This is a genomic window from Streptomyces sp. NPDC088746, from assembly GCF_044751065.1.
Classification (GTDB): Bacteria; Actinomycetota; Actinomycetes; order Streptomycetales; family Streptomycetaceae; genus Streptomyces.
The window spans coordinates 860,119-886,419 of the sequence record NZ_JBIVLA010000002.1 but is presented as its reverse complement, the minus strand read 5'-3'; the positions used below and the strand labels follow the sequence as shown (position 1 = coordinate 886,419).

The following is a 26,301-nucleotide window of genomic DNA, read 5'->3' as shown; positions in this document are numbered from 1 at the left end:
CTCACGCAGGAGCTCGACGGCCGGAGGCATCTCCGTCTCGCCGATGTCGCCGTAGCCGCCGCAGGACGTCCGGCGGTCACGCCGGTCGTCGGCGTCAGCACGGTCGAGCAGCCGGACGAGGCCCTCGCGGGGGTGTCTCGGGCTGCCCGCCGAGCAGCGCGGAGGCCTGGACTCCGCCGTGTGACCTGGTGCCGCCTCCCACTCGCCGGCCGGTCTAAAGTCGCAGGCGGGCTACAGGGAGGAACCAAGGAATGCGAAGCGGGACGCTCAGGCTGGGACGGCGGGAGTTCGGGCCGCACGAGCCGGTGATCATGGCGATCGTGAACCGGACTCCCGACTCCTTCTACGACCAGGGGGCGACCTTCCGCGACGAACCCGCGCTCTCCCGGGTCGAGCAGGCCGTCGCGGACGGCGCCGCGATCATCGACATCGGCGGGGTGAAGGCCGGCCCCGGCGAGGAGGTCACGGCGCAGGAGGAGGCGCGCCGTACGGTCGGCTTCGTCGCCGAGGTGCGCCGCCGCCACCCGGACGTCGTGATCAGCGTGGACACCTGGCGCCACGACGTGGGCGAGGCCGTCTGCGAGGCCGGGGCGGACCTGTTGAACGACGCGTGGGGCGGCGTCGACCCGAAGCTGGCGGAGGTGGCCGCGCGGTTCGGGGCTGGGCTGGTGTGCACGCACGCGGGCGGCGCCGAGCCCCGTACACGGCCGCACCGGACCGCCTACGAGGATGTGATGGCGGACATCCTGCGCGTGACCCTGGATCTCGCCGGGCGTGCCGTGGAGCTCGGGGTGCGGCCGGACGGGATCATGATCGACCCGGGGCACGACTTCGGGAAGAACACCCGGCACTCGCTGGAGGCGACGCGCAGGCTGGAGGAGATGACGGCCACGGGCTGGCCGGTGCTGGTCTCCCTCTCCAACAAGGACTTCGTCGGGGAGACGCTCGACAAGCCGGTCAAGGAACGCGTCATCGGCACCCTCGCGACGACGGCCGTGTCGGCGTGGCTGGGGGCTCAGGTGTACCGGGTGCACGAGGTGGCCGAGACCCGGCAGGTCCTCGACATGGTGGCCTCCATCGCGGGCCACCGGCCGCCTGCGGTCGCGCGGCGGGGCCTCGCGTAGGCCCGTACCCCTCTCCCGCGGACGGGCCGGGGAGAGGGGGCCGCGGCGGGCCCGGCCAGGGTCTCGCCAGGGCACGCGAGCCCAGCATCATCCGGACGAGAGGCCCTAGCGGCCGACTTCCTTCGTGACCAGCCGGACCGCCTCGTCCACGTCGTCCGTGACGTGGAAGAGCATCAGGTCCCCCTCGGACGCCTTGCCGCCCGCGACCACGGTGTCCCGCAGCCAGTCGACCAGGCCGCCCCAGTACGCCGTGCCGAACAGGACGATCGGGAAGCGCGTCACCTTGCCCGTCTGCACCAGGGTCAGCGCCTCGAAGAGTTCGTCCAGCGTGCCCAGGCCGCCGGGGAGGACGACGAAGCCCTGCGCGTACTTCACGAACATCGTCTTGCGGACGAAGAAGTAGCGGAAGTTGACGCCGATGTCGACATGTGGATTCAGCCCGGACTCGAAGGGCAGCTCGATGCCGAGTCCGACGGAGACGCCCTTTGCGTCCCTGGCCCCCTTGTTCGCCGCCTCCATGGCTCCGGGGCCGCCGCCCGTGATGACGGCGAATCCCGCCTCGACGAGCGCCTTGCCGATCTGTACGCCCGCCTCGTAGTCCGGTCCGCCCGCCGGGGTGCGCGCCGAACCGAAGACGCTGATGGCGCTGGGAAGCTCCGCCAGCGCGCCGAACCCCTCCACGAACTCGGACTGGATCCGCATGACCCGCCAGGGGTCGGTGTGGACCCACTCCGAGTCGCCCTCGGAATCCAGCAGCCGCTGATCGGTCGTGCCCGGCTGGACCTGGTCCCTGCGGCGCAGTACCGGACCCATTCGCTGTTCCTCGGGCTTCACCGCACCCTCGGGAATCTGCGCGCCCTCGGGGATCCGTGCGTCCTCCGGGTTGCCCATGACCTGCTCCCTCCGCCGACCTGCGATGTGCGTGTGTCGCTTCAGCGTAGATCGGCGGAGGTTACGCGCAGGGGAATGCCGTGAGTCAGCTGGTGAGCCAGGAGCGGAGGCGGTCCTCGCAGTGCGTGATCCGCTCGACACGCACGTGCTCGTCCCGCTTGTGCGCGAAGAGCGGATCGCCCGGACCGTAGTTCACCGCGGGGACGCCCAGGGAGCCGAACCGGGACACGTCCGTCCAGCCGAACTTGGGCTTCGCGACGCCGCCGACCGCCTCCATGAAGGCCTTGGCGGCGGGGTGCGAGAGACCGGGCATCGCGGCTCCGGTGTGGTCGTCCACGACGAACTCGTCGACACCGCAGTCCGCGAAGACCTCCTGGACGTGCGCCTCGGCCTCCTCGGCCGTGATGTCGGGGGCGTAGCGGTAGTTGACGACCAGGGTGCAGGCGTCCGGGATGACGTTGGTGGCGACGCCGCCCTCGATGCCGACGGCGTTGAGCCCTTCGCGGTACTCCAGGCCGTCGATGACCGGGCGGCGCGGCTCGTACGCGGCCAGCCGGGCCAGCGCCGGGGCGGCCGCGTGGATCGCGTTGGACCCCATCCAGCCGCGCGCGGAGTGGGACCGCTCGCCCTTGAACCGCAGGTGGACGCGGAGCGTGCCCTGGCAGCCGCCCTCGACCTCGCCGTTGGAGCCCTCGAGGAGGACGGCGAAGTCCGCGTCGAGCCATTCGGGGTGCGCCTCGGCCACGTGACCGAGGCCGTTGAGGTGGGCGGCGACCTCTTCGTTGTCGTAGAAGATGAACGTGAGGTCGCGGTTGGGCTCAGGCACCGTCGCGGCGATGCGCAGCTGGACGGCGACGCCCGACTTCATGTCGGAGGTCCCGCAGCCCCACAGCACGCCGTCGTCGTCGAGCCTGGACGGCACGTTGTCCGCGATCGGGACGGTGTCGATGTGTCCCGCCAGCACGACCCGCTCGGCACGGCCCAGCTGCGTCCTGGCCACGATGTTGTTGCCGTGGCGGTCGACGGTCAGGTGCGGCAGCGGGCGCAGGGCCGCCTCGATGGCGTCGGCGAGGTCCTTCTCCTGCCCGCTGACCGACGGGAAATCGACCAGCCGTGCGGTGAGCGCCGGGCCGTCCAGGGCGAGGTCGAGCGTGTGTCCATCCATGGCCACGACCCTAAGGGACACGTGACCGGGCCCCGGTCCTACCCTCCAGTACGGTGGCCCCGTGCCCCGGACCAGTGCCTCCCCCCGCCGCGGCCGCGCCCTCCGTGTCGCGGCCTCCCTCGCCGTGCTCATGGCGTTGGCCGGCTATCTGGCCGTGCAGTACGTCTCGGGTGACAGGAGCGTGCCCCGCTGCACGGTCGGCCCCGCGGACGGGGGCGAGGGACGCACGTACGAGCTGAGCCCGGACCAGGCCGCCAACGCCGCCACGATCTCCGCCGTGGGCACCTCGCGGGGGCTGCCGGAGCGCGCGGTGACCATCGCACTGGCGACCGCGCTGCAGGAGTCCACGCTGCGCAACCTCGACCACGGCGACCGGGACTCGCTCGGGCTCTTCCAGCAGCGTCCCTCGCAGGGGTGGGGCAGGCCCGAGCAGATCATGGACCCGGTCTATGCGGCCGGGAAGTTCTACGAGCACCTCGTCGAGGTCCCGCGCTATCTGGACCTGAAGCTGACCGTCGCGGCCCAGTGGGTGCAGAAGAGCGCGTTCCCGGACGCGTACGCCAAGCACGAGCCGGACGCCCGGCTGCTGGCCGACGCGCTGACCGGGCGCGCCCCCGCCTCGCTGACCTGCACGGGCCCGGCGCCGGCCGCCGGGGAGTCCGGGGACGCGGCGGAGGTCCGGTCCGACCTGGTGCGCGCCTTCGGGAAGGACGTCCTGCCGTCCGCCGGGTCGGCGGGCGCCTCCGCGGCGGGCACGGTGTCGGTGCCCGTGCGAGCCTCGGACGGCGCCGCGCCCCGGCGCGGCTGGGAGCTCGCGCACTGGGCGGTCGCGCGGGCCGAAACCCTGCGGATCGCGGAGGTCTCGTACGCGGGCCGCACGTGGACCGCCGAGTCGGGCTGGCGGACGGAACGCGGGGAATCGGGCGCCACAGCGGTCCGAATGCGCCTCGCTCAGTAGTACGGGCCGTCCTCCGTACGGGCCGTTCGGCGACCGCCGGACCCCCGCTGCCACAAGCATTTCCCCGCCCTCGCACTCCGGGCCGGTTCCCTTGCCCGCGCCGGGAAGTGACGGTTCATCAGGTGCCCGCCGAATGCGCCGTTCGCCCGGGTTCCTCCGTTGCGGATTATCTGACGCATTACTCAGTCTTTACCTCGGTGCCCCGCAACCTTCCCCGCCCCCGGACCGGTTGTTCAGTGCGTCCGATCACCGGACAGGCGGATTCCACATCCGCCGCGTAACCGTTGACGTCCCGTCGAAGGAGCATCATGTCCCTCCCCCTGACCCGCCGGATCGCCCGTGCCGCGCTGCTGATCGCCGCGGGTGCGGCCCCCGTGGTCGGCGCGGCCGGTGCCGCGGGTGCCGCGGGGCTCCCGCAGACCCCCGCGCTCGGCGGCCTCACCTCGCTCGACGGCGCCGGACTCAGCAGCACGCTGGACTCCGCCTCGAAGCAGGGCTCCGAGGTGGCGAACGAGACCGGCGGCAAGGTGGTCGGCACGACCCTTCCCGCCGCGGGCAAGACCCTCCAGAAGGCCGGCACCGTGGCGGACGGCGAGCTGACGGAGGACACCCTCCCGACCAAGAGCCTGCCGACCAAGGGCCTGCCGATCGGCTGAACAGCCGGTACACGCGCTGTCACGAGCGCACGGAGGGGCCTCGGGAGTGCGCACTCCCGAGGCCCCTCGGCGTACCGGGGCGGCTAGGGTCTTTCGTCCAAACGAAAGACCCTAGGACAGCCGCTTGACCGCCGCGTCCACGCGCTCGTCCGAGGCCGTCAGGGCCACCCGTACGAAGCGGTCGCCGGCCGGCCCGTAGAAGTCGCCCGGCGCCACGAGGATGCCGAGCTCCGCCAGACGCGCCACGGTCTCCCAGCAGGGCTCGTCGCGCGTGGCCCAGAGGTAGAGGCTCGCCTCGCTGTGCTCGATCCGGAAGCCGTGGGCCTCCAGTGCGGCCCGCAGCGCCGTGCGCCGCCGCGCGTAGCGCTCCCGCTGCTCCGCCACGTGCGTGTCGTCACCCAGTGCCGCGACCGTCGCCGCCTGGACCGGGGCCGGGGTCATCATCCCGCCGTGCTTGCGGATCTGGAGCAGCTCGCCGAGGACGGCCGCGTCACCCGCGACGAAGGCCGCGCGGTACCCGGCGAGGTTGGAGCGCTTGGAGAGCGAGTGGACGGCGACGACGCCCTCGTACGTGCCGCCGCAGACGTCCGCGTGGAGCACGGAGACGGGCTCGGCCTCCCAGCCGAGCTCCAGGTAGCACTCGTCGCTGAAGACCAGCACCCCGTGCTCGCGCGCCCAGGCGACGATCCGGGTCAGCTCGTCCTTCGGCAGGACGCGGCCCGTCGGATTGGACGGGGAGTTGAGCCAGAGCAGCTTCAGGCCCTGCGGGTCCAGCTCCGTCGGGTCGTCGTAGACGACGGGCTCGGCGCCGCAGAGCCGCGCGCCGACCTCGTACGTCGGGTAGGCGAGCCGCGGGTAGGCGACCTTGTCGCCCGCGCCGAGACCGAGCTGGGTCGGCAGCCAGGCGACCAGTTCCTTGGAGCCCACGACCGGGAGCACGTTCGCGTGCGTCACACCGGGCGCCGCGCCGAGCCTGCGCTCCACCCAGCCGGTCAGCGCGTCACGCAGCGCCTCGGTCCCCCACACCGTCGGATAGCCGGGGCTGTCCGCCGCGGCGATCAGCGCCCGCTGGATCAGCTCGGGAACCGGGTCGACGGGCGTACCGACCGACAGGTCCACGAGGCCGTCCGGATGGGCCACGGCCGTCGCCTTGTAGGGCGCCAGCTTGTCCCAGGGGAAGACCGGGAGGCGGGAGGAGACGGGAACTGCTGCGGACACGGAACTCTGCTTTCTCGTACGGGGGCGTGGTGGCCGGGAAACGCCTCGGTCCCGCACGGTGACAAGCCGTACGGGACCGGGCGACGCCCGTGCGACCGCTTACTGGTTCTGCGGCGGCAACGCGGCGATGAACGCGTGGTCACGCTCGATGAGACCCAGCTTGGAGGCGCCACCCGGCGAGCCGAGGTCGTCGAAGAACTCGACGTTCGCCTTGTAGTAGTCCTTCCACTCCTCCGGGGTGTCGTCCTCGTAGAAGATGGCCTCGACCGGGCAGACCGGCTCACAGGCTCCACAGTCGACACACTCGTCCGGATGGATGTACAAGGACCTGGAGCCCTCGTAGATGCAGTCGACGGGGCACTCTTCGATGCAGGCCTTGTCCTTCACGTCGACACAAGGCTGCGCGATGACGTAGGTCACGCTGTCGTTCCTCCTCGGTAGGGCGTTGGCTCTCGCGCGGGAGCGCGGCGTCGTCGATGCCCGCCCCTAGTATCTCCGTTCCGGGGCACGATCCGAACAGGAGGGGCAGACAGAGCTGTGGAATTCACCATGGGCGGACGGCTCGAGGTTCGCATAACCCCTGCTGACGTGGGCAAACGCGTGTCCGTGCGGCGCGCCGCCGACGTGCGGGGCGAGGGCGCGAAGTTCACCGACACGGTCGGGGTTCTCACATCGTGGGACGGCGGAGTGCTGTCGGTCACGACGAAGAACGGGGAGAGCATCCGCATCGCGGAATCGACGCTGGTGGCGGGCAAGGTGGTGCCTCCGGCCCCGGCTCGCCGCCGCGGTCCCGCCGCCTCGTTCGGCGAACTCGCCCGGGCGACCGCGCGCGCCTGGGAGCCCGTCGAGAGCGAACTCCTGGGCGACTGGCGGCTGCGCGCCGCCGGCGGGTTCACCCGCCGCGCCAACTCGGTGCTGCCGCTCGGCGATCCGGGTCTCCCGATCGGCGAGGCGCTCGGGCGTGTCCGCCGCTGGTACGGGGAACGGGGCCTGCCCGCATACGTCCAGACCGCCACGGGCGCCGAGGGCACGCAGGAGGCGCTCTGCGCCGACCTGGAGGAGCACGGGTGGCGGCGCGAGGTGACCGCCGAGGTGCGGATCGCGGCGCTCGCTCCCGTCGGGGACCTGGACGCGGACATCTCCGCCGTACGGATGGCCCGTGAGCCGGACGAGGCGTGGCTCTCCCGGTACCAGCGCTTCGAGACCCCGGGTCCCCATGTGCTGAAGGTGCTGGGCAGCGGGCCTTCGGTGTGGTTCGCCTCCGTCCCGGGCGACGGTCCGGCGGGGGTGCCCGCCGCGATCGGACGCTGCGTGGTGGACGGCCGCTGGGCGGGGTTCATGGCCGTCGAGGTGGGCCCGGAGCACCGGCGCCGGGGGCTCGCGACGGCTGTCATGACGGCGCTGGCCCGCACGACGCTGGACGAGGGTGCCTCGGCCGCGTGGCTCCAAATGGAGGCGGACAATGAAGGTGCCCGTGCGCTGTACGACGGCATGGGCTTCGCCACCCACCACCGCTATCACCACTTCCGGCCCGCGTAGCGGGGAGAGCAGCAAGGGGGACGTGCACACATGAGCGCCGAGGATGCCGGCACGGCCGAACGACGGCGGCGGTTCGCCGAGGAGGCGCGCGCCGAACGGCCCGACCTCGCGCTGCTCTGCCTGCTGCTCGGCGCGGAGGCCGCGCCGCCGTCGCCCGGGGACGCCGACCCCCACGGCATCGACGCGGCGCAGATCGAGCTGGACCGGCTGGCGGGCCTCCTGCCGTACGGAGCCCGCGACGCCCGCGCGTGGGCGTCCGCCCTGGCCGAACTGCTCGGCGAGCGCTGCGGTTTCGCTGGATCGTCCCAGGACTACCAGCGGCTGGACTCGTCGGTGCTCCAGCAGGTGCTGCGCCGCCGCAAGGGGCTGCCCATCCTGCTGTCCGTGGTCTGGATCGAGGTCGCGCGGAGGGCCGGGGCACCCGTCTACGGGCTGGCCCTCCCCGGCCATTACGTGGTCGGTTTCGGCGACCCGGCCGAGCGGGTGCTGGCCGACCCCTTCGCCGGCGGTGCGCCCCTGAGCGGCGAGGACGCGGACCTGATGGTGACCGGGATGACCGGAGAGCCCCCCGGTGCGGCGACGCCCATGGCCGCCAGGCCCCTGGAGACGGTCCTGCGGATCCTGAACAACGTCCGGGCCTGGGCGGCGGCGCGACCCGAGCGTACGGACGTGGCGCTGTGGGCCCTCGAACTCTCCCTGCTGCTGCCCTCGCACCCGGCCAGGCTCCGCTACGAGCGGGCCCAGCTCCTCGTGCAGCGTGGCGAGTTCCTGCGGGGGGCGGCGGAGATGGACGAGTACGCCGAGATCGTCGACGGCATCGAGCCGACGGCGGCCGAGGCCATCCGCCACCGCGCCCAGGCCGCCAGAGCGCTGCTGAACTAGGGCGGCCTGCTGTGCGGTCACCCTGTGAACTCACGGGGGGCGCCGTCTGCACGCAAAGCGCCTCAATTGCCGTACAGCTCACCACATCTGTTGCCCGTACGGCGATCGGTCGAGGCTCCTGACGCACACCTCTTGACGTGTCCAAGGCAACAGCGGTTACATCGGCGAGACGAGAGAGCGCTCTCTCGCCTCTCTCGAGGTTCCGTCGTGCACCCGTACCACGCCCCAGGAGATGTCATCCATGCAAGCTCCCCCCACGAGTTCCGCGCCCCCCACCGCGCCTCGCCGACACCGCCGCTCCAAGGCGCTCGGCGTCGCCGCGCTCGCCGTTTCGCTGCTCATGGCCTTCCCCACAGCCCAGTCGGCGTTCGGTGACGAGGCCGAGGAGGTCCCCGGCGGTGGTGACCTCGGCCCCAACGTGCTGGTCTTCGACCCCTCGACGCCCGACATCCAGGGCAAGGTCGACGAGGTCTTCAAGAAGCAGGAGTCGAACCAGTTCGGCACCGACCGCTACGCGCTGATGTTCAAGCCGGGCACGTACGACAACATCAATGCCCAGATCGGCTTCTACACCTCCATCGCAGGACTCGGCCTGAACCCCGACGACACCACCTTCAACGGTGATGTCACCGTCGACGCCGGCTGGTTCAACGGCAACGCCACCCAGAACTTCTGGCGTTCGGCCGAGAACCTCGCCCTGAACCCGGTCAGCGGCACCAACCGCTGGGCCGTCTCCCAGGCCGCCCCCTTCCGCCGTATGCACGTCAAGGGCGGACTCAACCTCGCACCCGACGGCTACGGATGGGCGAGCGGCGGCTACATCGCCGACAGCAAGATCGACGGCCAGGTCGGCCCGTACTCGCAGCAGCAGTGGTACACCCGCGACAGCTCCATCGGCAGCTGGGGCAACGGCGTCTGGAACATGACGTTCTCCGGCGTCGAGGGCGCCCCCGCCCAGAGCTTCCCCGAGCCGCCGTACACGACGCTGGACACCACCCCGGTCTCCCGCGAGAAGCCCTTCCTCTACCTCGACGGCGACGCCTACAAGGTCTTCGTCCCCGCCAAGCGCACCAACGCACGGGGCACGACCTGGGCCGACGGAACCCCCGAGGGTGAGTCCATCCCCCTCGACCAGTTCTACGTCGTGAAGCCGGGCGCGACCGCCCAGACGATCAACGCGGCCGTGGACCAGGGCCTGCACCTGCTGTTCACCCCGGGCGTCTACCACGTCGACCAGCCCATCGAGATCGACCGCGCGAACACCGTGGCCCTCGGTCTCGGGCTCGCCACGATCATCCCGGACAACGGCGTGACCGCGATCAAGGTCGGCGACGTCGACGGCGTCAAGCTCGCCGGACTCCTCGTGGACGCGGGGCCGGTCAACTCCGAGACCCTCGTCGAGGTCGGCCCCGAGGGCGCTTCGGGTGACCACTCGGCCAACCCGACCAGCCTCCAGGACGTGTTCGTACGCATCGGCGGAGCCGGCCCCGGCAAGGCGACCACCAGCATCGTCGTCAACAGCGACGACACGGTCATCGACCACACCTGGGTCTGGCGCGCCGACCACGGAGAGGGCGTCGGCTGGGAGACCAACCGCGCCGACTACGGCGTCCACGTCAAGGGCGACGACGTGCTGGCCACCGGGCTGTTCGTCGAGCACTTCAACAAGTACGACGTCCAGTGGTCCGGGGAGAACGGGAAGACGATCTTCTTCCAGAACGAGAAGGCGTACGACGCCCCCAACCAGGCCGCGATCCAGAACGGCGACATCAAGGGCTACGCCGCCTACAAGGTCGACGACTCCGTCACCACCCACGAGGGCTGGGGCATGGGCAGCTACTGCTACTTCAACGTCGACCCGACCATCCGCCAGCAGCACGGTTTCCAGGCCCCGGTGAAACCCGGAGTCAAGTTCCACGACCTGCTCGTCGTCTCCCTCGGCGGCCAGGGACAGTACGACCACGTCATCAACGACACCGGATCCCCCACATCCGGTACGGACACCATCCCGTCCCAGGTGGTGTCCTTCCCGTAGACCGGGGGGAGAGAGAGACGGGGCCCGGCCGCGAATGCGGCCGGGCCCCGTCCCGTCCTGTCACGCGTGCCGTTCGGACCACGCGGGACTCATGACCCTCCGGGTCCGGTCAGCCCGCGCCGGTCAGGTCGATCGCGACGGTGCGCTCCGCGGGGGTCTTGCCGAGCAGCGCGCCCTGCATGGCCTGGGCCACGTCGGTCGAGCTGACCTGGTGCTTCTTCCCGTCACCCTTGGTGATCATGATGCCGTCGAAGACGCCGTCCAGCAGGGTGTCGATCGCTTCCCTGTTGTAGACGGGGACCAGCTTGCCGTCGACCGGCTTCATGGACAGGATCTGCGGCAGGGACCTGGCGGGGCCGAAGTCGATCTGCTTGGGCCCTGCCTTGATGGTGACCAGACCGGACATCGCCGGCTCGGCGAACTCCTTCATCGCCCGGTCCAGTTCGGCCTTGGTGATGGTGGGTTCGGTGGCGGCCACCGGCAGTTCGACGACGGCCGGCTCACCCGTCTGGACCTGCGCGCGATAGGCGTCGCGGACGGAGATCATCGACCGGTTGACGTCCAGCGACTTCCCCGACTTGCCCGGGACGGCCACGGCCTTGTTCGGCTCGAACTTGATCGTGCCGTCGTTGGCGGAGCCGGAGACGCCCGCCAGGTCGCTCAGCGCGACCCCGAGCTTCTCCTCGTCGACCGGGATCACCGGGTCGGCGGGACGTGCCCCGCCGAACAGTGAGCCGATCACCGAGACCGGGTTGTAGTCGCTGCCCGCGGCGCCACGGACGGTCTCCTGGCTGTCCAGGGTGAGGCCGGCCTTGTCGGGGGCGAGCTTCTCCTCCTTGCCGTCCACGGACAGCCGCAGAGGCGCCTGGGCGCGCTTGCCGAGGGCGGCGTCGAGCTTGGTGACCGCCTCCTCCTTCGTGCCGCCGCCGATGTCGACGCCGAGCACGGTGGTGCCCTTGGGGACCTCGGAGTGGTTCATCAGCAGGCCGGCGCCGTAGGCCACGCCGAGCAGCACGACGACCGCCACGCCCAGCAGGACCACCTTGGAGCGGCCCTTCCTGGCGGGCGCCGCGGCCTTCGGGGCGGGCCGGGGGGTGGGAGCGGGCGCCGGGGCGCCCTCGTCCACCGGTCCGCCGCCCATGGGGCCCTCGGGCGGCCGGATCCCGCCGGGTCCGCCCGGGAAGGCCGAACGGGGCTCCGCCGGGATGACCGGGATACCGCTGGTGAGCGTGTCGCCGGAGACGTGGCCGCCGGAGCCGGACCCCGGCCCCGGGGCGGGGGCCTGCGGCGTCAGGATCGCGGTGTCGTCCGACATCCGCGGGGGTACGCCGCCGGGGCCGCCGGGCCGGGGGCCGGACGGGCCGCCGGGCGCCTGGCCGGGTCCGCCGGGAAGGCGGTCGAGGTTCGGCGTCAGCGAAGAGCTTCCCGTGGCCGGGCCGGTGGTGGGCCCGGAGGGACCCGGGCCGGCCGGCGGCCGCATGCCGGGGTTCGGCGTGGTCCGGGGGCCGGAGTCGAGGTCGTCGAGGGCGCTGCGGCCCGGACGGGGCGCGCCGCCCCGGTCGCCGGGCTGCTGCGGACCGTCGGGGAAGTACGGCGCGTCCGGGCGGGGCGGTGTCGGGCCACGGCCCGCGCCGGAAGGACCGCCGGCGGATCCACCACCGGGGCCCTGACCCGGGCCTCGCCCGGCGGGACCCTGACCGGGGCCGGGACCCTGACCGGGGCCGGGGCCGGGACCCTGACCGGGCGCGCCCGGAGCCGAGGCCGCGGGCGCGGCGCCCGCACCCGGGACGGGGGCCGGGGCCTTGCGCGGGGCGAACCAGTCGCTGCCGCTCTTCTCCCTGGCCGGCTTCTCGGCCGGCGCGTCGGCGGCCGGGCCGCCGTCGCGCGCGTCCGGACCGGGAGCGGGCGCTCCACCGGACGACGGCGCGGGAGCCCCGGGCCGCGGGGTGGAGCCGGTGCGCTCGGGGTCCGGGCGGTCGGCGGACGCGTCACTCATCGGCGTACGCATGACGACAGGCGGGATCGGACGCGAGCCCGGGATGTTGATCCGGATACGCGTCGTCAGCGTCGTCTCGGTTCTGGGCTCCTCGGGCTGAGGCGGATCCGCAGGCTCCGGAGTCTCCTCCGTCCCGTCCTGGGACGGGTGCAGCGACGGATACTGGCGTGATCCGTACGGCGGCGTACCCGACGGGTACGCGGCTCCTCCGCGCCCCTGGGGCCCGGAGGACGAACTGTCAGTTTCACGACTCAAAGCAGGTTCTCCCGATTGGCTCCGCCGCCCGTACTTCCCCCATGCCGCAGGCCAGGGGACGGCTCGGCGCGCGCACCACCATACTGGCCGCCACCGTAAGACTCTCCGCGCCCGGGGGGGAACAAGGATGCACCCATCACCGCGCGGAGGGGCAATCCGGTAGCGGACATACCACATCACGTGCCGGTTCGGCCGGTGCCGTCGGCCGGATACGGCAGCCGCGACATCGTGGCACACATCACAGCGACGGCCGTCCCTCCGAGCATGAAGAGTGCCAGGCCGAGCTCCTGCCCGAAGACGTAATCGCCCTCGGGGCGCCCGCCGAGAAGGACCAGGACGGCGATGAACCAGCCCACCGCCGGTGCCAGTGCGCCGAGCTGTGTCCCCGTCAGCACCCGGCCGCCGTAGAACAGGCCCGCCGACGCCGCGAGGGCGAGCAGCAACCCGCCCGGGAACAGGGCCGCCTGGACGAGGGTGCCCGCGATCCCGACGGCCGCGCCGAGCACCGCGAGTCCCACGTACAGGGGGATCCGCGCGGGGTTCAACGGCGCGGCGAGACCGGTGGGCGCGGGGCTCCTCGGCGGGGCGTTGGTGCGCGGTGCCTGCGACGAGGCGCGTGGCCTCTGCCTGCTGCTCATGTCTGTGCTCCCGGTGCGAGGGCGGCGTCCGGCACGCCCGCGAAGAGGTCGTGCTCGCGGGAACCGTCGTCCCCGCCCCGGGCGCCCCGCACCAACTCGTAGTACTCGGTGGTGAAGAGGGGCTGCCCCAAGTCGTTCGAAAGAGCGAAGAACGGTCCGTCCACGGCGATCTGGGTGGCGTGCGCCCGCATGGCCTCGGTCTTCGCCTCGGCGTAGGCCGTCCCGTCGATCTCCGTCGTGATCACCGCGTCGTCCACGACACCGGGCACGTCGTCGACCGCGGCGATCCCCGGGAAGGCGTCGGGGGCGGTCTCCCGCAGCCGTGTGAAGGCCGCCTCGGCCACGGGGCGGGGCACCCGGTTCCAGTAGATCTTGGCGACGGTGTGCGGGGCTCCGGCGTCGGCGTCGTACGCGGGATCCGCGGCCAGGTCCGCCGCGCGCATCGCGACGCGGTGCGCCTGGATGTGGTCGGGGTGGCCGTAGCCGCCGTCGGGGTCGTACGTGACGAGGACCTGGGGGCGCAGCGAGCGGATCACTCCGACGAGGTGGCCGGCCGCCTCGTCGAGGCCGGCGGCCCAGAAGGCGCCGGGCCGGTGATTCTGCTCGGTACCCATCATCCCGGAGTCACGGAACCGACCGGGGCCGCCCAGGAACCGGTGGTCGGTGACCCCGAGCGCCCGCATCGCGGCGGCGAGTTCACCGATGCGGTGCTCGCCCAGTCCGCCGTCCCGGTCGGCGGCGAGATGTGCGAGGTCCGGCGGGATGACCTCACCCTCCTCGCCGAGGGTGCACGTCACGAGGGCGACGTGGGCGCCCTCGGCCGCGTACCTGGCCATGGTGGCGCCGTTGTTGATCGACTCGTCGTCGGGATGCGCGTGCACCAGGAGCAGACGGCGGGTGGGGAGGTCCTTCATGGGACCACCCTACGAGCAGGCCGGCCCACCGGCCGAACGCCCCACGGTGTGGGGGGCGCCCGGCGGGGTATCCGTCGGAGGGCGGGACGGTCGTCAGAACTTGATGCCCCCGATCATGCCTGCCACGTTCGACGTCACCTCCGAGATGGTCGGGGCGATCGACGAGCTCGCGAGGTAGAAGCCGAGCAACATGCAGACCACCGCGTGTCCGCCCTTCAGTCCGGATTTCCGGATCAGCAGGAAGACGACGATCGCCAGCAGCACCACCGCCGAAATCGAGAGTGCCACGGCGGTTCACCTCCATCAGTACGGTCGGGACAGGCAGCACACATGGAGCCAGCAGGTTCTTACCCACCGAGCGCTACGGATCATAACTATCCGTGCCGACGCATTGATCGGGGCACAGCAGCACGAGGGGCGCACGGACCGGTCGTCTGCAACTAGGTTCGGGGCCATGACCTCGCAGAAGTTGACCTTTCCACGCCAGCACGCCCGCACCCAGCGGTTCACCCTCGGCGCACCCCGCGCCTTCACCGTCTCACCGGATGGGACGCGGGTGCTGTTCCTCCGGTCGTCCTCCGGCACCGACCGGACGAACCGGCTCATGGTGCTGGACACCGGGACGGGCGAGGAGCGGATCGCGGCCGATCCCGGCACCCTGCTGGGCGGTTCGGCGGAGAAGCTGTCGCCCCAGGAGAGAGCGCGGCGCGAGCGGACCCGGGAGGGCTCGGCGGGCATCGTGGGCTACGCGGTGGACGACGCGGCCGAGTTGGCGGCCTTCGCGCTCTCCGGGAAGGCGTACGTCGCCGAGTTGAGGGCGGGCACGGCACGCGCCCTGCCCGTACCGGGTCCGGTGATCGACCCGCGCCCCTCCCCCGACGGCCGGCACATCGCCTACGTGGCGCGGGGCGCGCTGCGCGTAGTGGGGGCGGAGGGCGACGGTGACCGGCCGGTCGCCGAGCCGGAGGACGCGCACACCACGTACGGCCTGGCGGAGTTCGTCGCGGCCGAGGAGATGAGCCGCTACCGCGGCTTCTGGTGGTCGCCGGACTCGGACCGCCTGCTGGTCGCCCGGGCCGACGACAGCGCCGTACAGCGGTGGTGGATCGCCGATCCGGCCCACCCCGGGAGCAAGCCGGCCGAGGTGGCCTATCCGGCGGCGGGGACGGCGAACGCCGAGGTGCGGCTCTTCGTGATGAGCCTGGACGGGACCCGCACGGAGGTCGTCTGGGACCGGTCGCGCTTCCCCTATCTGGCACGGGTCCACTGGTCCTCGCACGGCGCCCCGCTGCTTCTGGTGCAGGCCCGTGACCAGCGCAGTCAGCTGTATCTGGCCGTCGACGCGGAGACCGGCGCGACCCGCACGGTGCACGTCGACGAGGACGGCGTGTGGCTTGATCTCTTCGCCGGGGTGCCCGCCTGGGCGCCCGACGGGCGGCTCGTGCGGGTCGCCGACGAGGGGGGCGCGCGGGTGCTCTCGGTCGGCGACCGGCCGCTGACCGGCGACCAGCTGCACATCCAGGCGGTGCTGGACATCGGGGAGTCCGACGTCCTGGTGCAGGCGACCGCGGGTGAGGGCGCGGCGGACCCGGAGACGGGGCAGAGCCATGTGTACCGGGTCAACGAGCTGGGCGTGGAGCGCGTCAGCGAGGGCTCCGGGGTGCACTCCGCGGTGCGCGCGGGCGGTGTGACGGTGCTGGTGTCGGCGTCCCTGGAGCACCCCGGGACGGCCGTGCGGGTGCTGCGGGACGGCAAGCGGATCGCCGATGTGGCGAATCTCGCCCAGGAGCCGGTCCTGACCGCGAACGTCCGGCTGACGGAGGGGGGCGCACGGCGGATCCCGTGCGCCGTGCTGCTCCCCACCGGATACGAGGAATCGGACGGGCCGCTTCCGGTCCTGATGGATCCCTACGGCGGCCCGCACGGCCGGCGGGTGGTAGCGGCCCACAATCCGCACCTCACGTCCCAGTGGTTCGCGGACCACGGCTTCGCCGTGATCGTCGCGGACGGCCGGGGCGCGCCCGGCCGTTCGCCCGGCTGGGAGAAGGCGGTGCGGGACGATCTCACGCTCACCCTGGACGACCAGGTCGAGGCGCTGCACGCCCTGGCAGAACGCTTCCCGCTGGATCTCTCCAAGGTGGCCATGCGGGGCTGGTCGTACGGCGGCTACCTCTCGGCACTCGCGGTGCTGCGGCGCCCCGATGTCTTCCACGCGGCCGTCGTCGGCGCTCCGGTGACGGACTGGCGGCTGTACGACACCCACTACACCGAGCGCTATCTCGGCGACCCCGCGACCGGGCCCGAGGTGTACGCCCGCAACTCCTTGGTCACGGACGAGGGGCTTTCCGAGCCGGCCGGCACGGTGCGGCCGATGATGATCGTCCACGGGCTGGCCGACGACAACGTGGTGGTCGCACACGCGCTGCGGCTCTCGTCCGCGCTGCTGTCCGCCGGACGGCCGCACGAGGTGCTGCCGCTGAGCGGGGTGACGCACATGACCCCGCAGGAGCAGGTGGCCGAGAATCTGCTGCTGCTCCAGGTGGACTTCCTCCGGCGGTCCCTGGGGCTGTCCAGGGCGTAGGCAGGCCCCGGGCGGAGCCTCCTGGTCCCGGCCGTCACCAGCCGGGCGGCGGGGACGCGGGCGGCGGCGGGTTGCCCGGCCCGCCGCCGCTCTGCGGATAGCCGTAACCGGGCGCCCGGGTCTGCGGGTAGCCGTAACCGGGCGCCCCCGCCTGCGGATAGCCGTAACCCGCCGCCCCGGTCTGCGGATAGCCGTAGCCGCCGTACCCCTCGTTCTGTCCGTCGGTGCTCTCGAAGCCCCTGCGCGCCAGGACGAGGAGAGCCGCGGCCCCGGCGAAGGCGAGGAGGAACGAGGTGCCCATGCTGAGCTGCTGCTCGACCGGCGCCCCGCCGAAGTCCTCCAGCCACCCGTTGTCGAGGACGCGGGCGATTCCGCAGCCGCCGGAGACCAGCAGGAATCCGGCGACGATCATGCCGAGCGGACGGGCGTGGACGGCGCGGAACAGCGCGGTCCAGGCCACCACGAGGCAGGCCGTCCCGAGCGCGACGCTGCTCCAGCCGGGCGGGGTGGCCGTGAGCCCGAGCGTGAGGGCCCTTCCGCCGATGAACCAGGCGGGATAGATCGCGTCGGGGAGGGTGAAGAGCTGGCGGATCTCCCAGGCGATCAGGACCGCTCCCGAGGTGCCGAGCGCCAGGAAGGCCGTGACCCCGGCGCCGCGTCCGGGCCGGGTGGGCCGCGGCTCGTAGGTGCCCTCGGGCTGTCTGCGGCCCGCGGCTCCGGTGACGACGAGGGCGAGGCCGGCGGCCAGGGCGACGAAGGTGCCGATGAGGGCGCGGGTGCGCAGTTCGTCGCCGAACCGCCCGTCCATCCAGGACGAGCCGATGGTCCAGACGCCCGGCAGCCGCAGGGCGAGCGTGATCAGTCCGGTGGCCACCAGTGCGGACGCGGCGACCGAGGAGCGCAGCGCGGCGATCAGGGCGAGGACGTAGACGACGAGCAGCACCGGATCGGCCTGGAGGGTGGCGGGCAGTGCCTGCGGCCAGCCGTCCGTGTATCCGGCCCAGTAGCGCAGCAGGACCGACACGTCGCCGACGGCCCGGAGATCCCGCACGATCCATCCCGCGACGACGGCCGCGAGCACGGCGCACAGCACCGCTCCGGTGATTCTGGCTCCCCGTGTGAGTATCACACCGGCGATACTCCACCGCGGTCCGCCGATGGACAAGGGGACCTGTGGGGCAGAGCGGGAACGGGAAACCGGCCGGGGCGACGTGATGAACGCCCCGGCCGGTTCACGGCACCCGCACGGCCGTACGCTCTCTATGGTGGGAGGTCCGTATATCGGTGTGACGACGGTCAAGTTGCCTCTGTGTTAACGAATATGAGGCTCATTTATCATCCTTTGTCGTCCTCGGGGCTCTCCCGCAGGTCCTCCGACGGCACCACCTGCTTCTCCTCGGCGAAGTGGCACGCGGAGTCGTGCCGGGCCGGTGTCGCCGTGTCCCGGAAGACCGCCGGCACCGCCAGCAGCGGCACCTCCAGCTCGCACCGCTCCTGCGCCTTCCAGCACCGGGTGCGGAAGCGGCAGCCGGACGGGATGTTCGCCGGGGAGGGCACGTCACCGTGCAGGATGATCCGCTCGCGGTGTTCGCGGGCCGTCGGGTCGGGCACCGGGACGGCCGACAGCAGGGCCTGGGTGTAGGGGTGCGTCGGGTGGTCGTAGATCTCCTCGTCCGTGCCGATCTCGACGATCCTGCCCAGGTACATGACACCGACCCGGTCGGAGATGTGCCGGACGATCGACAGGTCGTGAGCGATGAAGAGGAAGCTCAGGTCGAATTCGGTCTGCAACCGGTCCAACAGGTTGACGACCTGGGCCTGGACGGACACGTCGAGCGCGGAGACCGGTTCGTCGGCGACGATGATCTCGGGGTTGAGCGCGAGGCCCCGGGCGATCCCGATGCGCTGGCGCTGACCGCCGGAGAACTGGTGCGGATAGCGGTTGATGTACTCCGGGTTCAGACCGACGACGTCGAGCAGGTCCTGCACCTTCTGCCGGCGGCTCCCCTTGGGCGCCACCTCGGGGTGGATCTCGTACGGCTCCCCGATGATGTCGCCGACCGTCATACGCGGGTTCAGCGAGGTGTACGGGTCCTGGAAGACCATCTGGATGTTGCGGCGTACGGCCTTCAGGGCGCGCCCTGACAGCTTGGTGACGTCCTCGCCCTTGTAGCGGATCGAGCCCCCGGTCGGCGGCTCCAGGTGGACGAGCATCTTGGCGACGGTCGACTTGCCGCAGCCGGACTCCCCCACGATGCCGAGCGTCTCGCCCGCCGCGAGGTCGAAGTCCACGCCGTCGACGGCCTTGACCGCGCCGACCTGCTTCTTGAAGAGGATGCCCCGGGTCAGGGGGTAGTGCTTGACCAGTCCGCGCACCTCCAGGATCGGGTCGCCCTCGGCGTACGGGCGCACGGGCGCCTCGGCCTGGAGCGTGGAACCGCCGCCCCCGCGGCCCGTCTCGTCAGCGTGCATCGAGCGTCTCCTTCCAGAAGTCACAGGCGCTCCGGCGTTCCTCGTCCACGGTGTAGAGCGGCGGCACGTCCGTGCGGCAGACGGCCTGCGCCATGGGGCAGCGCGGGTGGAAGGCGCAGCCCGGCGGGATGTGCAGCAGGTTGGGCGGCAGCCCCTTGATCGCGTACAGCTCCTGGCCCTTCTGGTCCAGGCGCGGGATCGACCTCAGCAGGCCCTTGGTGTACGGGTGGGCCGGTGCCTTGTAGATCTCGTGGACGGGCGAGGTCTCGACGATCCGGCCGGCGTACATCACGGCGATCTTGTCGGCGACGTCGGCGACGACGCCGAGGTCGTGGGTGATGAGGATGAGGCCCATGTTGAGCTCGCGCTGGAGCTCCGCGAGCAGGTCCATGACCTGCGCCTGGACGGTCACGTCGAGGGCGGTGGTCGGTTCGTCGGCGATGATCAGGTCGGGCTCCAGGGCCAGCGCCATCGCGATCATGATGCGCTGGCGCATACCGCCGGAGAACTGGTGGGGGAAGTCGCCCACCCGCTGACGGGCCGCCGGGATGCGCACCCGGTCCATCAGCTCGATCGCCTTGGCCTTGGCGTCGCCGCGTGACATCCCCCGGTGCACGACGAACATCTCGCCGAGCTGCGCGCCCACGCTGAGGACCGGATTCAGCGAAGACAGCGCGTCCTGGAAGATCATGGCCATCTCCTGGCCGCGGATACGCCGGCGCTCCTCGTTCCTGAGCTTCAGCAGGTCGCGGTCCTTGAAGAGGATCTCGCCCCCGCTGATCTTCCCGGGAGGCATGTCGAGGATGCCCATGATCGCCTGGGCGGTGACGGACTTGCCCGAGCCGGACTCACCGAGGACGGCGAGCGTCTCCCCCGCGGACACCGAGTAGTTGACCCCGTTGACGGCCTTGGCGACGCCGTCCCGGGTGTGGAACTCCACGTGCAGATCGCGCACTTCGAGCAACATGGCAGCGGACTCCTCAGCGCAGCTTGGGGTCGAGGGCGTCGCGCACCGCGTCGCCGAGCATGATGAAGGCGAGCACGGTGACCGCCAGCGCCCCGGCCGGCCAGAGCAGCATGTGCGGGGCGTTGCGGATGTACTGGGAGGCGGCGGAGATGTCGATCCCCCAGGAGACCGCCGGCGGCTTCAGGCCCACCCCGAGGAACGACAGGGTCGCCTCCAGCGAGATGTACGTACCGAGGGCGATGGTCGCGACGACGATGACCGGGGCGACGGCGTTGGGGGTGATGTGCCGGAGCATCATCCGCGAGTTCGAGGCACCCAGCGCGCGGGCGGCCTGGACGTAGTCGTTCTGTTTGGCGGTGATGACCGAGCCCCGGGCGATGCGTGCGATCTGGGGCCAGCCCAGCAGCACGATGAAGCCGATCACGGGCCAGACGGTGGAGCTGGTGACGACGGACAGGAAGACCAGCCCGCCGAGGACCACGGGGATGCCGAAGAAGACGTCCGTGATGCGGGAGAGCACGGCGTCCCACGTCCCGCCGAAGAAACCGGCGAGGCCGCCCAGCACGCCCCCGAGCAGCGAGACCCCGAGGGTGGAGAGGACGCCGACGGCCACGGAGGTCCGCGCGCCGTAGACCGTGCGGGTGTAGACGTCGCAGCCCTGGCCGTCGAAGCCGAAGGGGTGTCCGGGCTGGGAGCCCTCCTGGGCCTTCGCCAGGTCGCAGTTGAGGGGGTCCTGGTCGGCGATCAGCGACGGCCAGATCGAGATGATCACCAGGAAGAGGATGACCAGCCCGGAGATGATGAAGACCGGGTTGCGGCGCAGGTCGCGCCAGGCGTCGGACCACAGGCTGCGCGGCTTGCCGGCGGGCCCGGTGCCTTCGGGGCCGCCGGGCGTCTTCTCCAGCGTGGTGCCCTCGTCCATGGCGAGGTCCATCGCACCGCCCGCGCCGGCGCCCGAGATCGCTCCGCTTCCCGTCGTCTCGTCCCACGGCTTCTGCTCAGGCATAGCGGATCCTCGGGTCGAGTACGGCGTACAGGAGGTCGACGATCAGGTTGGCCGCCAGGAAGACCAGGACCAGGACGGTGACGAACCCGACGACGGTCTGGGAGTTCTGCCGCAGGATCCCCTGGTAGAGCTGGTAGCCGACGCCGTGGATGTTGAAGATGCGCTCGGTGACGATCGCCCCGCCCATCAGGGCGCCCACGTCCGTGCCGATGAAGGTGATGACGGGGATCAGGGAGTTGCGCAGCAGGTGCCGCACGACCACGCGGCGTCTGGGGAGGCCCTTGGCGACGGCGGTACGGACGTAGTCGGCGCGGGCGTTCTCGGCGATCGACGTGCGGGTGAGCCGGGTGACGTAGGCCAGGGAGACGGAGGCCAGGACCAGCCCGGGCACGATGAGTTCGTCGACCGGGGCCTCCGAGGAGACGGACGGCTTGATGACGCCCCACTCCACGCCGAGGAGGAGCTGGAGCAGCAGGCCGGTGACGAACGTCGGTACGGAGATGACGACCAGCGTCAGGATCAGCACCGTGGTGTCGACGGGCCGGCCGCGGCGCAGGCCGGTGACGACGCCGAGGCTGATGCCGATGACGATCTCGAACACGATCGCGACGATGGTGAGCCGGATGGTGATCGGGAAGGCGGTGGCCATCAGCTCCGTGACCTTCTGGCCGTTGAACGCGGTGCCGAAGTCGCCGGTGAAGACGTTGCCCATGTAGGTCAGGTATTGCTGCCAGACCGGCTTGTCGAGGCCGAACTCGCTGCGCAGCCGGGCGGCGGTCGCGGGGTCGCACTGGCGGTCGCCGCAGAGGCCCGCGACGGGGTCACCCATCACGTTCACCATGAGGAAGATCAGCAGCGTGGTGCCGAAGAAGACCGGGATCATCTGCAGCAGCCGCCGGATCACATAACGTCCCATGAGGGGCTCCGGGGGGGTCGGGGCTGGCGGGCGGAAGGACCGGAAAGCCGGGTGGCCGGTGCGGGCTGCCGCACCGGCCACCCGGCTTCAGCGGGTCACTTGACCTTGATCTGGTCGTACACCGGGACGCTGAAGGGGTTCAGCGAGACGTTCTCGACCCGGTCCGAGTAGCCCGCGCTGCCGTTCTGGTACCAGAGCGGGATGACGGGCATCTGCTCGACGAGGACCTTCTCCGCGTCCTGGAAGGTGGTGACGGCCTTGGCCTTGTCGCTCTCCGCGTTGGCCTTGTCGACCAGGTCGTCGAACTTCTGGTTGCTCCACTTGCCGTCGTTGGACGGGGCGTTGGTGTAGTAGAGCGGCTGGAGGAAGTTCTGGATCAGCGGGTAGTCCATCTGCCAGCCCGCGCGCCAGGCTCCGGTCAGTTTCTGGGTGGAGACCTGGCTGCGGAAGTCGGCGAAGGTGCCGACGGGGCCGCCGACACACGCCTTGTTGTTGCCCATGACGTTGTTGATGCTGTTGCAGACCGCGTCGACCCACTCCTTGTGGGAGCCGGTGTCGGCGTTGTACGAGATCTTGAGCTGGCCGCCGGGGATGCCGCCGCCCTCCTCGATCAGCTTCTTGGCCTCCGCCTTGTCGTACTCGCACGCGGGGCCGCAGAGGCCCTTCTTGAAGCCGCCCTCCGCGCCGAGGACCGGCGAGGTCCAGTCGGAGGCGGGGGTGCGGGTCTTCTGGAAGATCTGGTCGGTGATCTGGGCCCGGTTGATCGCCATCGACAGCCCCTGGCGGACCTTGATCGCGTCCGGGGTGTTCCAGGCCTTCTCGTAGAACGGGAAGGCGAGCGTCTGGATGATGCCGGCGGGTGTGTTGATGTACCGGTCGCCCAGGTCCGCCTCGACGTTCTTGAGCTGCGAGGCGGGCACGTCGTCGACCAGGTCGAGGTTGCCCGCGGTCAGGTCGGTGTAGGCGGTGTTGTTGTCGGTGTAGACCTTGAGGTCGATGCCACCGTTCTGCGCCTTGTCCGCGCCGGGGTAGTCGTCCCACCGGCGCAGGTTCATCGACGAGCCCTTGGCGTACTGGTCGATGGTGTAGGGACCGTTGCCGACGGGCTTGGAGAGCCAGGCGTCGTGGTCGGTGTAGAAGACCTTGGGCAGCGGCACGAACGCGGCGTAGCCGAGGGTGTCGGGCCAGAGCGAGAACTTCTGGGACAGCTTGGCCGTGAAGGTCGTGCCGTTGACCACCTTGAGGCCGGAGAGCGTGGTGGCGGACGCGGAGCCCGACTCCGGGTGCACCTTGTCGTAACCGTCGATGTACTGGAAGAAGTAGGCGTTCTTCTGGTTGTTCTTCAGGGCCGCGCCGTAGTTCCAGGCGTCGACGAACGACTTCGCGGTGATCTTCTCGCCGTTGCTGAAGGTCCAGTTGTCCTTGATCGTGATCGTGAAGTTCTGCGAGTCCGTCGACTCGATCTTCTCGGCGATCTCGTTCTCGGCCTCGCCGGTCTTGGGGTCGTAGCGCACGAGCCCGCGGAAGACCATGTCAAGGACCTTGCCGCCCTGCACCTCGTTCGTGTTCGCCGGCTCCAGCGGGTTCTGCGGGTCTCCCCAGGACGAGCTCACGATCCCATCGGCGCCACCGCCGCCACCGCTGTCCCCGCCGCCGCAGGCCGTGGCCGCCAGGGCGACAGCGACGGCGCATGCGGCCCACCTGGCCTGTGTGGCTCCGCGCATGGAGTGCCTCCTAGGGTTCCCTTGAGTGGCTCAATGCCTCATACCACCCCATATGACACTCCGTCGCATGTCGGCCTACGCCGTACGCCGTACGGGCGGGACGCAACGCCGGAACGCCCGGCCCCCTCGGGGGCCGGGCGTTCCGGTTCGCTCCAGTCAGGTCCTACGCCGCGTGGACGACGTCCTTCTCCTCGGCGAAGTGGCACGCCGACTCGTGCGCGGCGGGCGTGTCCGAGGCCTTGAAGCGCTCGGGGATCGCCAGCAGCGGCACCTCGGTGGCGCACTTGTCCTGGGCCTTCCAGCACCGCGTACGGAAACGGCAGCCGGACGGCGGGTTCGCCGGCGACGGGACGTCACCGGAGAGGATGATCCGCTCGCGTCCGTCACGGGCCTCGGGGTCCGGGACGGGGACCGCCGACAGCAGCGCCTGGGTGTAGGGGTGCGTCGGGTGGTCGTAGATCTGCTGGTCCGTGCCGATCTCGGCCATCTTGCCGAGGTACATGACCCCGACCCGGTCCGAGATGTGCCGGACGATCGACAGGTCGTGCGCGATGAAGAGGTAGGAGAGGTTGAACTCGTCCTGGAGCTTCTCCATCAGGTTGATGACCTGCGCCTGCACCGACACGTCGAGCGCGGAGACCGGCTCGTCGCAGATGATGATCTCCGGGTTGAGCGCGAGGCCCCGGGCGATCCCGATGCGCTGGCGCTGACCGCCGGAGAACTGGTGCGGGTACCGGTTGATGTACTCCGGGTTCAGACCGACGACGTCCAGGAGGTCCTGCACCTTGCGGCGCCGCTCACCCTTCGGGGCCGCCTCGGGGTGGATCTCGAAGGTCTCCCCGATGATGTCGCCGACCGTCATACGCGGGTTCAGCGAGGTGTACGGGTCCTGGAACACCATCTGGATGTTGCGGCGCACGGCCTTCAGCGCACGGCCGGACAGCTTGGTGATGTCCTGGCCCTTGTAGAAGACCTCACCGGCGGTGGCCCGCTCCAGCGTCATCAGGAGCTTGGCGACCGTGGACTTCCCACAGCCGGACTCGCCCACGATGCCGAGCGTCTCGCCCTGGTAGAGATCGAACGAGATCCCGTCCACGGCCTTGACCGCGCCGACCTGCTTCTTGAACAGGATGCCCTGGGTCAGCGGGAAGTGCTTGACCAGGTTGCGCACCTGGAGGATCGGCTCCCCCTGCGAGACCGGCGCCTCGATGGCCGCGACGGCCTCGGACTCGGTGCTCGCGTTGACCGTCGCCACTTCGGTGACGTTCGGGGTGGCGTCCACGGGCCCCTTGTCGAGGTCAGCCATGGATCGTCTCCTTCCAGAAGTGGCAGGCGCTGCCGCGGCCGACCAGCTCGGTGCCGTCCTGCTCGGTCACCGGGCGCAGCGCCGGGATGTCCGTACGGCAGATGTCCTGCGCCATCGTGCAGCGCGGGTTGAAGGCGCAGCCGGACGGCACGTGCAGCAGGTTGGGCGGCAGGCCCTTGATCGCGTAGAGCTCCTGGCCCTTCTGGTCCAGGCGCGGGATCGACTCCAGCAGGCCCTTGGTGTACGGGTGCGCGGGGCGCTTGTAGATCTCGTGGACCGGAGCGGTCTCGACGATCCGGCCCGCGTACATCACGGCGATCTTGTCGGCGACGTCGGCGACCACGCCGAGGTCGTGCGTGATCAGGATCAGGCCCATGTTGAAGTCGCGCTGGAGCTCCGCGAGCAGGTCCATCACCTGCGCCTGGACGGTCACGTCGAGCGCCGTGGTGGGCTCGTCCGCGATGATCAGGTCGGGCTCCAGGGCCAGCGCCATCGCGATCATGATGCGCTGGCGCATACCGCCGGAGAACATGTGCGGGTAGTCGTTGACCCGCTCCTTGGCCGCCGGGATACGCACGCGGTCCATCAGCGCGATGGCCTTGGCCTTGGCCTCCTTCTTGGAGAGGCCCTGGTGCACGCGGAACATCTCGCCGAGCTGGTAGCCCACGGAGAGGACCGGGTTCAGCGAGGAGAGCGCGTCCTGGAAGATCATGGCGATCTTCTGGCCGCGGATCTTCCGGCGCTCCTCGTTGGACATCTTGAGCATGTCCTGGCCGCGGAAGAAGATCTCGCCCTTGGGGATGCGGCCCGGAGGCATGTCCAGGATGCCCATGATCGCCTGGGCGGTCACGGACTTGCCGGAGCCGGACTCGCCGAGCACGGCGAGGGTCTCGCCGGCGCTGACGCTGTAGTTGACTCCGTTGACGGCCTTGGCGACGCCGTCACGGGTGTGGAACTCCACGTGCAGATCGCGGACTTCGAGCAGCGGGCCGCTCTCGTCGTTCGAACCACGCGGAGCAGGAACATCCGCCGTCTTGTCGATGATGGTCATGTACGCC

General features: G+C 71.0%; 23 protein-coding genes. 7 read left to right on the top strand and 16 right to left on the bottom strand.

From position 1 onward, the window contains the following. The first annotated feature begins 251 nt into the window (after positions 1 to 251). Positions 252 to 1,124, top strand: coding sequence for a dihydropteroate synthase (gene folP, locus ACIP63_RS11580; RefSeq protein ID WP_401513849.1), 873 nt, complete (start codon positions 252 to 254; stop codon positions 1,122 to 1,124). A gap of 105 nt (positions 1,125 to 1,229) precedes the next feature. Here the strand turns inward: folP and ACIP63_RS11575 are convergent, their stop codons facing one another. Both ACIP63_RS11575 and dapE read right to left on the bottom strand, forming a co-directional pair. Continuing rightward, positions 1,230 to 2,015, bottom strand: coding sequence for a TIGR00730 family Rossman fold protein (locus ACIP63_RS11575; RefSeq protein ID WP_401513847.1), 786 nt, complete (start codon positions 2,013 to 2,015; stop codon positions 1,230 to 1,232). A gap of 85 nt (positions 2,016 to 2,100) precedes the next feature. Next, positions 2,101 to 3,180: a succinyl-diaminopimelate desuccinylase gene (gene dapE / locus ACIP63_RS11570; protein WP_393764328.1), complete on the bottom strand. Its 1,080-nt coding sequence runs from the start codon at positions 3,178 to 3,180 to the stop codon at positions 2,101 to 2,103. 61 nt (positions 3,181 to 3,241) lie between these two features. Between dapE and ACIP63_RS11565 the strand changes: the two genes are divergently transcribed. Further along, positions 3,242 to 4,138 carry a hypothetical protein gene (locus ACIP63_RS11565; protein ID WP_401513845.1) on the top strand — a complete coding sequence of 299 codons (897 nt, stop codon included), beginning with the start codon at positions 3,242 to 3,244 and terminating at the stop codon, positions 4,136 to 4,138. 308 nt (positions 4,139 to 4,446) lie between these two features. Then, positions 4,447 to 4,794, top strand: a complete 348-nt coding sequence (locus tag ACIP63_RS11560) for an ATP-binding protein (protein WP_401513842.1) — start codon at positions 4,447 to 4,449, stop codon at positions 4,792 to 4,794. A gap of 111 nt (positions 4,795 to 4,905) precedes the next feature. Here ACIP63_RS11560 and dapC read toward each other — a convergent pair whose 3' ends face one another. Continuing rightward, positions 4,906 to 6,012 carry a succinyldiaminopimelate transaminase gene (dapC, locus tag ACIP63_RS11555; RefSeq protein WP_401513839.1) on the bottom strand — a complete coding sequence of 369 codons (1,107 nt, stop codon included), beginning with the start codon at positions 6,010 to 6,012 and terminating at the stop codon, positions 4,906 to 4,908. A gap of 99 nt (positions 6,013 to 6,111) precedes the next feature. Beyond that, positions 6,112 to 6,432 (bottom strand): ferredoxin, encoded by a 321-nt coding sequence (gene fdxA / locus ACIP63_RS11550; RefSeq protein WP_014154250.1) that lies wholly within the window; start codon positions 6,430 to 6,432, stop codon positions 6,112 to 6,114. A gap of 117 nt (positions 6,433 to 6,549) precedes the next feature. On the opposite strand from fdxA, the gene ACIP63_RS11545 reads away from it, so the two are divergent. The 3 genes from ACIP63_RS11545 to ACIP63_RS11535 all read left to right on the top strand — a co-directional run bounded on the left by ACIP63_RS11545 (position 6,550) and on the right by ACIP63_RS11535 (position 10,468). Beyond that, positions 6,550 to 7,551, top strand: coding sequence for a GNAT family N-acetyltransferase (locus ACIP63_RS11545; RefSeq protein WP_401513836.1), 1,002 nt, complete (start codon positions 6,550 to 6,552; stop codon positions 7,549 to 7,551). 30 nt (positions 7,552 to 7,581) lie between these two features. Next, on the top strand, positions 7,582 to 8,433 hold the full coding sequence (locus tag ACIP63_RS11540) for a transglutaminase-like domain-containing protein (RefSeq protein WP_401513834.1): 852 nt from the start codon (positions 7,582 to 7,584) through the stop codon (positions 8,431 to 8,433). Between the two features lie 241 nt (positions 8,434 to 8,674). Next, positions 8,675 to 10,468, top strand: a complete 1,794-nt coding sequence (locus ACIP63_RS11535) for a coagulation factor 5/8 type domain-containing protein (RefSeq protein WP_401513832.1) — start codon at positions 8,675 to 8,677, stop codon at positions 10,466 to 10,468. A gap of 109 nt (positions 10,469 to 10,577) precedes the next feature. On the opposite strand, the gene ACIP63_RS11530 is transcribed toward ACIP63_RS11535, so the two are convergent. From ACIP63_RS11530 to ACIP63_RS11515, 4 genes are all read right to left on the bottom strand, one after another. Then, on the bottom strand, positions 10,578 to 12,719 hold the full coding sequence (locus ACIP63_RS11530; protein ID WP_401513829.1) for a hypothetical protein: 2,142 nt from the start codon (positions 12,717 to 12,719) through the stop codon (positions 10,578 to 10,580). A gap of 176 nt (positions 12,720 to 12,895) precedes the next feature. Next, complete coding sequence (locus ACIP63_RS11525) at positions 12,896 to 13,357, bottom strand: DUF6113 family protein (protein WP_401513827.1); 462 nt, start codon at positions 13,355 to 13,357, stop codon at positions 12,896 to 12,898. Then, positions 13,354 to 14,271, bottom strand: coding sequence for an N-acetyl-1-D-myo-inositol-2-amino-2-deoxy-alpha-D-glucopyranoside deacetylase (mshB, locus tag ACIP63_RS11520; RefSeq protein ID WP_401513826.1), 918 nt, complete (start codon positions 14,269 to 14,271; stop codon positions 13,354 to 13,356). The genes ACIP63_RS11525 and mshB overlap by 4 nt, the downstream gene beginning before the upstream one ends. Positions 14,272 to 14,364: 93 nt before the next feature. After that, positions 14,365 to 14,559, bottom strand: a complete 195-nt coding sequence (locus ACIP63_RS11515) for a hypothetical protein (RefSeq protein ID WP_014154257.1) — start codon at positions 14,557 to 14,559, stop codon at positions 14,365 to 14,367. Positions 14,560 to 14,725: 166 nt separating this feature from the next. On the opposite strand from ACIP63_RS11515, the gene ACIP63_RS11510 reads away from it, so the two are divergent. Continuing rightward, positions 14,726 to 16,852 (top strand): alpha/beta fold hydrolase, encoded by a 2,127-nt coding sequence (locus ACIP63_RS11510; RefSeq protein ID WP_401513823.1) that lies wholly within the window; start codon positions 14,726 to 14,728, stop codon positions 16,850 to 16,852. A gap of 34 nt (positions 16,853 to 16,886) precedes the next feature. Here ACIP63_RS11510 and ACIP63_RS11505 read toward each other — a convergent pair whose 3' ends face one another. The 8 genes from ACIP63_RS11505 to ACIP63_RS11470 all read right to left on the bottom strand — a co-directional run bounded on the left by ACIP63_RS11505 (position 16,887) and on the right by ACIP63_RS11470 (position 26,294). Then, the gene (locus tag ACIP63_RS11505; protein ID WP_401513820.1) at positions 16,887 to 17,981 is read right to left on the bottom strand and encodes a hypothetical protein; all 1,095 of its coding nucleotides are present in this window, start codon (positions 17,979 to 17,981) and stop codon (positions 16,887 to 16,889) included. Positions 17,982 to 18,187: 206 nt separating this feature from the next. Continuing rightward, positions 18,188 to 19,324: an ABC transporter ATP-binding protein gene (locus ACIP63_RS11500; RefSeq protein WP_401513818.1), complete on the bottom strand. Its 1,137-nt coding sequence runs from the start codon at positions 19,322 to 19,324 to the stop codon at positions 18,188 to 18,190. Continuing rightward, positions 19,314 to 20,291, bottom strand: a complete 978-nt coding sequence (locus ACIP63_RS11495) for an ABC transporter ATP-binding protein (RefSeq protein ID WP_401513815.1) — start codon at positions 20,289 to 20,291, stop codon at positions 19,314 to 19,316. Before ACIP63_RS11495 ends, ACIP63_RS11500 begins: the two co-directional genes overlap by 11 nt. Positions 20,292 to 20,304: 13 nt before the next feature. Further along, a complete protein-coding gene (locus tag ACIP63_RS11490) occupies positions 20,305 to 21,297 on the bottom strand; it encodes an ABC transporter permease (RefSeq protein ID WP_104788807.1) in 993 nt (330 codons plus the stop codon). Continuing rightward, positions 21,290 to 22,213 carry an ABC transporter permease gene (locus tag ACIP63_RS11485; protein ID WP_401513812.1) on the bottom strand — a complete coding sequence of 308 codons (924 nt, stop codon included), beginning with the start codon at positions 22,211 to 22,213 and terminating at the stop codon, positions 21,290 to 21,292. The genes ACIP63_RS11490 and ACIP63_RS11485 overlap by 8 nt, the downstream gene beginning before the upstream one ends. Positions 22,214 to 22,308: 95 nt before the next feature. Continuing rightward, the gene (locus ACIP63_RS11480) at positions 22,309 to 23,937 is read right to left on the bottom strand and encodes an ABC transporter substrate-binding protein (RefSeq protein WP_401513809.1); all 1,629 of its coding nucleotides are present in this window, start codon (positions 23,935 to 23,937) and stop codon (positions 22,309 to 22,311) included. Positions 23,938 to 24,100: 163 nt separating this feature from the next. Beyond that, the gene (locus tag ACIP63_RS11475) at positions 24,101 to 25,243 is read right to left on the bottom strand and encodes an ABC transporter ATP-binding protein (RefSeq protein WP_401513807.1); all 1,143 of its coding nucleotides are present in this window, start codon (positions 25,241 to 25,243) and stop codon (positions 24,101 to 24,103) included. After that, positions 25,236 to 26,294, bottom strand: coding sequence for an ABC transporter ATP-binding protein (locus ACIP63_RS11470; protein ID WP_401513804.1), 1,059 nt, complete (start codon positions 26,292 to 26,294; stop codon positions 25,236 to 25,238). Before ACIP63_RS11470 ends, ACIP63_RS11475 begins: the two co-directional genes overlap by 8 nt. Positions 26,295 to 26,301: the final 7 nt, after the last annotated feature.

What these genes read in the sequence shown, in the direction of transcription:
- folP (WP_401513849.1), top strand. Translation starts at nt 252, where the DNA reads ATGCGAAGCGGGACGCTCAGGCTGGGACGGCGGGAGTTCGGGCCGCAC.
- ACIP63_RS11575 (WP_401513847.1), bottom strand. Translation starts at nt 2,015, where the DNA reads ATGGGCAACCCGGAGGACGCACGGATCCCCGAGGGCGCGCAGATTCCC.
- dapE (WP_393764328.1), bottom strand. Translation starts at nt 3,180, where the DNA reads ATGGATGGACACACGCTCGACCTCGCCCTGGACGGCCCGGCGCTCACC.
- ACIP63_RS11560 (WP_401513842.1), top strand. Translation starts at nt 4,447, where the DNA reads ATGTCCCTCCCCCTGACCCGCCGGATCGCCCGTGCCGCGCTGCTGATC.
- ACIP63_RS11540 (WP_401513834.1), top strand. Translation starts at nt 7,582, where the DNA reads ATGAGCGCCGAGGATGCCGGCACGGCCGAACGACGGCGGCGGTTCGCC.
- ACIP63_RS11535 (WP_401513832.1), top strand. Translation starts at nt 8,675, where the DNA reads ATGCAAGCTCCCCCCACGAGTTCCGCGCCCCCCACCGCGCCTCGCCGA.
- ACIP63_RS11525 (WP_401513827.1), bottom strand. Translation starts at nt 13,357, where the DNA reads ATGAGCAGCAGGCAGAGGCCACGCGCCTCGTCGCAGGCACCGCGCACC.
- mshB (WP_401513826.1), bottom strand. Translation starts at nt 14,271, where the DNA reads ATGAAGGACCTCCCCACCCGCCGTCTGCTCCTGGTGCACGCGCATCCC.
- ACIP63_RS11510 (WP_401513823.1), top strand. Translation starts at nt 14,726, where the DNA reads ATGACCTCGCAGAAGTTGACCTTTCCACGCCAGCACGCCCGCACCCAG.
- ACIP63_RS11500 (WP_401513818.1), bottom strand. Translation starts at nt 19,324, where the DNA reads ATGCACGCTGACGAGACGGGCCGCGGGGGCGGCGGTTCCACGCTCCAG.
- ACIP63_RS11495 (WP_401513815.1), bottom strand. Translation starts at nt 20,291, where the DNA reads ATGTTGCTCGAAGTGCGCGATCTGCACGTGGAGTTCCACACCCGGGAC.
- ACIP63_RS11490 (WP_104788807.1), bottom strand. Translation starts at nt 21,297, where the DNA reads ATGCCTGAGCAGAAGCCGTGGGACGAGACGACGGGAAGCGGAGCGATC.
- ACIP63_RS11485 (WP_401513812.1), bottom strand. Translation starts at nt 22,213, where the DNA reads ATGGGACGTTATGTGATCCGGCGGCTGCTGCAGATGATCCCGGTCTTC.
- ACIP63_RS11480 (WP_401513809.1), bottom strand. Translation starts at nt 23,937, where the DNA reads ATGCGCGGAGCCACACAGGCCAGGTGGGCCGCATGCGCCGTCGCTGTC.
- ACIP63_RS11475 (WP_401513807.1), bottom strand. Translation starts at nt 25,243, where the DNA reads ATGGCTGACCTCGACAAGGGGCCCGTGGACGCCACCCCGAACGTCACC.
- ACIP63_RS11470 (WP_401513804.1), bottom strand. Translation starts at nt 26,294, where the DNA reads ATGACCATCATCGACAAGACGGCGGATGTTCCTGCTCCGCGTGGTTCG.